A 7945-nucleotide genomic window follows, 5' to 3' on the forward strand; every position below is an offset into this window, starting at 1 on the left:
TTCCTGCTGGGGCCGGCCGAACTTGAGTTTCGGCCGGCCAGTGTATGCAGACGGCTGTGCAGATCGTGCAGATAGTGCGATTGGTGCCGTGCGGCCGGCCTCAGCGGCCCTGGAGGCGGGCCGAGGTTGACCGGGTCGTGCCGAGCTTCTTGTACAGGCGGGCGCCCGGACATGCCGTGGCGAATCCGTCCCGGTGACCGGAGATCACCCGGAACCGGACGTTCGCGCCCTTCTTGTACAGATTGCCACCGCCGGACTTCAGGGTGGTGGTGCCGTTCGGATTGCGCCCGTGCAGTCCGAGCTTCCAGGCCGCCAGACGGGAGACGGCGCTCACGGCCGCCTTCGGCGGGTTGACGGTGCTGTACGAGCCGATGACGGCGATCCCGGTGGTGTTGGTGTTGAAACCGAGAGTGTGGGCCCCGAGGACCGGCTTGGCCACACCTCCGGCACGGCCTTCGTAGATGTTTCCGCACTTGTCGATCGCGAAGTTGTAGCCGAGGTCGCGCCAGCCGCTGCTCTTGACGTGGTAGCGGTAGATGCTGCGGAGCACGGACGGAGCCTGTGCGCAGGTGTAGTTGTTGCCCGAAGCGGTGTGGTGCAGGAAGGCGGCCTTCACCGTCTTGGTGTACCCGAAGTTCTTCTCGCGCAGCTTCTCGTCCGCGCCCCAGCCCTTGCGGGTGACGATGCGCGGGCGTGGGCCGATGTAGGGCTTGGCCTTGTCCGCGTCGGGCTTGCCTGCCGCGGGCTTGCCTGTCGCGGGCTTGCCCGTCTGCTTTCCTGTCTGCTTGCCCGTCTGCTTGCCCGGCGCGAGCAGGTCCGCCACGGTCTGCTGCTTCGTCAGTTCCGGGATCACGGAGGCGCCGAGATGGGCGAGCTCCTTGTTCACGGCCGACGCCGCGGCGGACTCGGCGGTCAGACCGGCGGAGATCTTCGACACCTCGGGCAGGACGCCCAGCGACAAGGCGCCTTGGACCGTGTTGCCCGGGGTGGTGCCCTCGGGCGGGGTCTCGTCTCCGGGGGCGACCAGTTCGAGACGCAGGCCGCCGGGCAGGGCGGGAGCCGCGGCGCGGTGCGCGCCGGTGGCGGGCTCCGGGCGGACGCGGATCTCCACGCCGTCGGAGTCACCGACCCACAGCGGTGCCGTCGAACCACGTACCCGGCCCATGGCGCGCTCGGTGGCCTCCGGGTCGGCCGCGTGTTCGTGGTTGTGCGTCTCGACGTCCTGCCAGCCCGACCAGGCGGAGCCGCCGGTCGGCCGGGTGCGGACCTGGACGGTCCCGTGCAGTTCGTCTTCCGGGTCGTCCCAGACGACACCGACCAGGGAGTACGGGTGTACGTCGCGCCGGGTCAGGCCTTGTTCGCGCACCTCCGTGGGGCCGAGGGAGCGCTCGGAGCGGAGCGGGCCGAGCGGGAGCGACTGGGTGCTGCCGGGGACCGCCTCCGCGGCGGGCCCGGCGGGCCCGGCGGGCGGCGGAACGCCGGGCGTCGACGCCCGGGCGTCGGACGTCGGCAGGGTGAGGGGCAGGGCCAGGGCGGCCGCGCACGCGACGCCGATCGAGGAAGCAAGGAATCCACGCATACAAGTGATGTTCCTCAATGTGGGACATATATGTCCATTGGGGATTTGACGGACCATCGGCCAGAAGGGCCGTTCCGGTGTTCTCCGCTCCTCCGCCACGCCGATGGGCGCCGAGGTGTCCGCGTACTCTTGCGCCCGTGAACGCCAACGACCGCACCCCTGCCGACCTGCTGCGATCCGCGCTCGCCGCGGATCCGGGCCGCCCTCTGGTCACCTTCTACGACGACGCCACGGGCGAGCGCGTGGAATTGTCCGTGGCCACCTTCGCCAATTGGGTGGCCAAGACCGCCAATCTGCTTCAGGGCGACCTCGCCGCCGAGCCCGGCGACCGGGTCGCGCTGCTGCTGCCCGCGCACTGGCAGACGGCCGTCTGGCTGCTCGCCTGTTCGTCGGTGGGCGTGGTCGCGGACGTGGGCGGCGCCCCGGCCGCGGCGGACCTCGTCGTCAGCGGGCCCGAGACGCTGGACGTCGCGCGCGCCTGCTCCGGGGAGCGTGTCGCGCTCGCGCTGCGGCCGCTCGGCGGGCGTTTCCCGCAGCCGCCCGAGGGCTTCGCCGACTACGCGGTCGAGGTGCCGGGGCAGGGGGACCAGTTCGTGCCCTTCGCCCCCGTCGACCCGGCGGGGGCCGCCCTCGCGGTCGACGGGGAGGAGCTGACCGGTGCCGAGATCGTGGAGCGGGCCCGCGCCGACGCGTCGGGGCAGGGGCTCGGCCCCGGCTCGCGCGTGCTGTCCGGCCTGCCGTACACCGACTGGCGGGGCCTGAGCGCCGGGCTCTACGCGGCACTCGCGTCGGGCGGCTCCGTGGTCCTCTGCCGCAACCTCGACCAACTCCCCGAGGACAGCCTCGCGAAGCGCATCGAGACGGAACGCGTCACGTCGACCGCGGTCTGAGCCCGACGCCGACCACGGGCGGCCCCCTGCGCCACCGGCCCCGGCTGACGTGGCGTCGGCCGCTGCTGACGTGGCGTCGGCCGGAGGCCGGCGCGACACGCCGGGCGCGGCCTGACGCACGGCGTCGACCCCAGCACGCCGGCCCCAGCTGACGCACGACGCCGGCCCGGGCCGACAGACGCCGACCCGGGCCGACCCGGGCCGACACTCGATGTCACCCCCGCCCCACGCCCCACGCCCCTCACCCACCCCCCTTTTTCCCCCGTCCGGCCCACGCCGCCCCCGGGCCCGCAGGCCCCCGGCCGCGCGGCGGGCCATGGTCGTAGATACGCACCAGGTCGTAGCCACGCAGCCATGAGGGGTGGACGCACACGTGACCGACACCGCAGGGTCGCCCGGCGGGCCGGAGGACGGGGCACCGGAGCAGCGGGTGACGCAGGGGCCCGGCGCGGGCGCGACCCCCACCGGGGTGGGCCTGGGGCGGCGCAGGCGCCGCTGGCTGCACTCGGCGGCGCTCGGTGTGTCCGTCGTGGTGCTCGCCGCGGCCGGCCTCGGGTGGGCGGCGTACAAGAAGCTCGACGGCAACATCACCAGGGACACCGACGCCGCCGCCGAGCTCGAACGGTACGAGAAGGAGCGCCCGACGCCCCTGGTCAACGGCGCGCAGAACATCCTGGTGATCGGCTCCGACACGCGCGCGGGTGACGGCAACCGCAAGTACGGCAGGGACCCCGGCACCCAGCGCTCGGACACCACGATCCTGCTGCACCTGGCCGCCGACCGGCAGAGCGCGACCGCCGTGTCGATCCCGCGGGACCTGATGGTGAACATCCCCGGCTGCCTCACGTCGGACGGCTCGCGGACGCGGCCCCGGTTCGCCCAGTTCAACTTCGCGTACGAGTTCGGCGGGACGGCCTGCACCATCCGTACCGTCGAGAAGCTGACCAGGATCCGCGTCGACCACCACATGGTCGTCGACTTCGCGGGATTCAAGGACATGGTCGACGCCGTGGACGGCGTCGAGGTCTGCCTCACGGCGCCGATCACCGACCCCGACGCCCAGGTGAATCTCGCCCCCGGCCTGCGGACCCTCGACGGCGAGCAGGCGCTCGGCTACGTACGGGCCCGCAAGAGCCTCGGCAACGGCAGCGACACGGACCGGATGGACCGGCAGCAGGAGTTCCTCGGGGCACTCGTCAACAAGGTCCAGAGCAATGACGTCCTGCTGAATCCGGGGAAGCTCTATCCCGTTCTCGACGCGGCGACTTCTTCGCTGACGACCGACCCGGCGCTGGCCAGCCTGCGAGGTCTGTACCAACTCGTGCGCGGCATGCGCAATATCCCCACGGAACGGGTGCAGTTCCTGACCGTTCCCAGGAAGTCGTACATCTACGACGCGAACCGCGACGAGCTGGTCGAGCCCGCCGCGGAGAAACTCTTCACCCGGCTCCGCACCGACGGCCCCGTGGCGGTGGTCCCGCAGGGGGACGCGGGCCAGGGCGAGGGCGAAACCGGCGTCGGCACCGGCACCGGCACCGGCACCGGCACCGGCACCGGCGAGAAGCTCGACGACCCCACTCATACGTCGTCACCCGCGCCGACATTCCAGGGCAATACGGCCGCCGAGCCTCCCTGCGAGTAAAACGATTCTCAAGGCAACACCCCTCCGTACAAAGAAATAGGGCGGATTGCCCAGTTGTAGGGGAGTGGAATTTGTCACCGGCGTCGTCCGGCGCTGAACTGGGCGGATAGTGTGAGCGATCCGGTGCGCCGGGCCTGTGGGCCGCGCACCGCTGAATGAATGACCGGGCGCCTTCTTGAGGGGGGAATGGCGCCGCGTGGCCCCGACGGAGGACGCAGACAACCGTGGACGCGCAAGGCGGTGGGCGGGCGGAGAACATCGATCCCGCGGACCAGTGGGTGCTCAACCCGGAAACCGGTGATTACGAACTGCGACTGAGCCCTTCCGCTGGGCAGTCGTCGGTTCCCGCACCCCGTAGATCGACGCCCCGCCGGGGAGGCCGCGGCCGTTCCGCGCCGAACGGCGACAGCCCGCGCCGGCGCGAGCGCGAGGAGCGCCCCGAGGTGCCGCCTCAGCGCAGGCGCCGGGTCAAGGAGCCGGAGACCGCGGGCGGCAGACGCAAGCAGAAGCCGAAGAAGTCCAAGGGCAAGAAGCTCCTGGTGTGGACCGGCGGCTCGTTGGCGTTTCTGCTGGTCACAGGGTGTGTGGGCGGGTACCTCTACTACCAGCACCTCAACGACAACATCAACGCGGTCGACGCCGACGGCGCGTCCACCGGCGGCTTCAGCAAGGACCGGGCCATCAACGTCCTGGTGATCGGCACCGACAAGCGCAGCGGTGACGGCAACAAGGGCTACGGCGACGAGGGCAGCCTCGGCCACGCCGACACGACGATCCTGCTGCACGTCTCCAAGGACCGTACGAACGGCACCGCGTTGAGCATCCCGCGCGACATGATCACCGACATTCCGGACTGCCCGACGACGCAGGAGGACGGCAGCACGAAGACCATCCCCGGCTCGAAGAACGTCCGGTTCAACGAGAGCCTCGGCCAGAGCGAGCGCACGCCGAGCTGCACCATGCGTACGGTCACCAAGATCACGGGGATAAAACCCGACCACTTCATGGTGGCGGACTTCAACGCGGTCAAGACGCTCTCCAGCGCGGTCGGCGGCGTGGACGTCTGTCTCGCCAAGGACATCGACGACCCCGACTCCCACCTCAAGCTGCCCGCGGGCAAGCACACCCTGGACGGCGAGGAGGCGCTCGCGTTCGTCCGCACCCGCCACTCGGTGGGCACCGGCGGCGACTTGAGCCGGATCGAGCTCCAACAGCAGTTCCTCAGCTCGCTGATGCGCAAGCTGAAGTCGAACGACACGCTCACCAGCCCGAAGAAGATGTTCGACCTCGCCGAGGCGGGCACCAAGGCGCTCACGGTCGACTCCACAATCGGGGACATCATGAAGCTCCGTGACCTCGGCATGGAGCTCGGCAAGCTCAACGTGAAGAACCTGAGCTTCGCCACGACGCCGGTCGTCGACAACCCGGCCGAGAAGGTGCACACCACGGTCGTGCTCGACCCCGGCAAGGCGGACCCGCTGTTCGCGATGTTGCGCGCCGACCAGTCGCTGACCGCGGTGAAGAAGCAGGAGAAGAAGGAGAAGGCCGAGGTGGCCGCCCGCCTCAAGGGCCCCAAGGCCGACGCCTCCGAGGTCCGGGTGGACGTCTACAACGGCAGCGGCAAGACCGGCGCCGCTCAGACAACTCTCACGTGGCTGCAGAACAATGAGGGCGTGCTGAAGTCCACCCAACTGGGGAACGCGCCCGCGGTCATCAAGAAGACGACGCTCGAGTACGGCCCTGACGAGGCCGACCAGGCCCGTCGGCTCGCCGACATCATGGGTCTGCCCGGCTCCGCCCTGAAGCCGGGCAAGAGCGAGAAGAACGCCCAGGGACTTCCTGCCGTGAAGCTGACGCTCGGCGGCGACTTCAAGGGCGCGGGGAAGCCCATCGCCCCGCCGACGAAGGCGCCGGAGGGCATTCAGAAGGTTGAAGCAGACAAGACTGTCTGTGCCAAGTGACCTGAAGCGGTCGTTCTGCGTCTAACAATGGGCCAAGGCGTCGCGGAGCGGGCGCAGTTCGGGACTGGGGCGGGGAGGGGCTGGGGATGAGGCAGAGCAGCGTGCGTAAGGAGGGGGCGAGGAAACGTGCCCCGCACGCGAGTGATCATGGCTGGGACGAGGGCCCGAACGAGGGCGACGCGCCTCCCGACGGTTCTGAGGACGGCCCCGGCGCCACCGCGAGGAAGAGCGGCGGCGCGCCACCGGCCGGTGCGGGCCGGCGGCGCCGCGGTGCGGGCGGCGGCGCCCGGCCGGCGAAGCCCAAGCGCCGCGTGCTGCGCTGGTCGGCGACGATTTTGTCGGTGCTGATACTGGGCACGGCAGGCGCCGGTTTCCTCTACTACCAGCACCTCAACGGCAACCTTGAGACCTCCGACCTGAACATCGGCGAGCACCGGGCCCCCGCGCCCACGCCCAACGCCGCGGGCCAGACGCCGCTGAACATCCTGCTCATCGGCTCGGACGCGCGGGACTCCAAGGAGAACCAGAAGCTCGGCGGCGCGAAGGACACGTTCGGCTCCCCGCCGCTCGCCGACGTCCAGATGCTGCTGCACCTCTCGGCCGACCGCACCAACATGTCGGTGGTCAGCATGCCGCGGGACACCCTGCTCCAGATCCCCAAGTGCACGGACCCCGACAGCGGCAAGGTCTACGAGCAGACCGGCCCCCGCAACATGACGAACGAGTCCCTCGGCCGCGGCGGTCCCGGCTGCACGGTCGCCACCTGGGAGAAGCTCACCAACATCCACATCGACCACTTCATGATGGTCGACTTCGCGGGTGTGGTCTCCATGGCCGACGCCATCGGCGGCGTCCCGGTCTGCGTGGACAAGAACATCCACTCCCGCGACAGCCAGGGCCACGGCTCGGGCCTGAAGCTGGAGAAGGGCACCACGGAGATCCAGGGCGAGCAGGCGCTCCAGTGGCTGCGCACCCGCTACGGCTTCGAGGACGGCAGCGACATCGGCCGCGCCAAGGCCCAGCACATGTACATGAACGCGCTGGTCCGCAAGCTCCGCGAGAACACCGGTCTGACCAGCCCGAACCAGCTCCGCAAGCTCGCCGAGGAGGCCACGAGCGCGCTGAAGGTCGACGACGGGCTCGGCAGCATCAAGAAGCTCTACGACCTGGGCAACGAGCTGAAGAAGGTCTCGCCGGAGCGCACGACGATGACGACGATGCCGTACGAGTACGTCGGCGCGCGCGTCATCCCCAAGCCGGGCGACGCCGAGCAGCTCTTCCGGCTGGTCCGCGACGACGTCTCCCTGGACGGCAAGGGCAAGAAGAAGAAGGCCGCGGAGAAGCCGTCGGACGACCCCGCGGCGGCGGACGACCGGATAGCGATCCAGGTCCAGAACGGCACGGGCACCACGGCCGAGCCCGCGGTCAGCGGCCGGGCGAGCACGGTGGCGCAGCTCCTGGCGGGCAAGGGCTTCGCGAAGGCGACGCCGGACACCACGTCGGCCCTGACCGAGGCGAAGACCGTCGTCCGCTACCCCAGTGTCGACCTGGAGGGCGATGCCCAGCGGGTCGCCAAGTCCCTGGGCCTTCCGCTCAGTTCGGCGAAGAAGTCCACGGACGTCTCCGGGGTCACGCTGGTCGTCGGCGCCGACTGGCGCGAGGGCGACGCGCCGCCCAAGGCGAAGAAGAAGAACGACTCCACGCCGGAGTCCGCGGACGCGCTCAGCGGCTCCGACAAGAAGGCGTGCATGAAGGTGGACCCGAACTTCAGCTGGTGACACCGACGGCCGCGGGGGGGGGGGGGGGGGGGGGGGGGGGGGGGGGGGGTGGTGGGGGGGGGGGGGGGGGTGGGGTCAACCACCCCAAGCCCCCT

5 protein-coding genes are annotated in these 7945 nt (G+C 70.6%); 4 read left to right on the forward strand and 1 reads right to left on the reverse strand.

Annotation, left to right across the window (positions count from 1 at the left end):
- Window positions 1–100 precede the first annotated feature (100 nt).
- Entirely contained in the window at window positions 101–1579 is a 1479-nt protein-coding gene (locus tag ACZ6JY_RS12495; protein WP_469195101.1) for a peptidoglycan recognition protein family protein, read from the reverse strand.
- A gap of 137 nt (window positions 1580–1716) precedes the next feature.
- On the opposite strand from ACZ6JY_RS12495, the gene ACZ6JY_RS12500 reads away from it, so the two are divergent.
- The 4 genes from ACZ6JY_RS12500 (at window position 1717) to ACZ6JY_RS12515 (ending at window position 7850) form a co-directional block, all read left to right on the forward strand.
- A complete protein-coding gene (locus ACZ6JY_RS12500) occupies window positions 1717–2469 on the forward strand; it encodes a TIGR03089 family protein (RefSeq protein WP_469195103.1) in 753 nt (250 codons plus the stop codon).
- Between the two features lie 430 nt (window positions 2470–2899).
- Window positions 2900–4111, forward strand: coding sequence for an LCP family protein (locus ACZ6JY_RS12505; RefSeq protein WP_469196114.1), 1212 nt, complete (start codon window positions 2900–2902; stop codon window positions 4109–4111).
- Window positions 4112–4335: 224 nt separating this feature from the next.
- Window positions 4336–6072 (forward strand): LCP family protein, encoded by a 1737-nt coding sequence (locus ACZ6JY_RS12510; RefSeq protein ID WP_469195105.1) that lies wholly within the window; start codon window positions 4336–4338, stop codon window positions 6070–6072.
- A gap of 86 nt (window positions 6073–6158) precedes the next feature.
- Window positions 6159–7850, forward strand: a complete 1692-nt coding sequence (locus ACZ6JY_RS12515) for an LCP family protein (RefSeq protein ID WP_469195107.1) — start codon at window positions 6159–6161, stop codon at window positions 7848–7850.
- Window positions 7851–7945 lie beyond the last annotated feature (95 nt).

This window comes from Streptomyces sp. NPDC046335 (assembly GCF_055587985.1).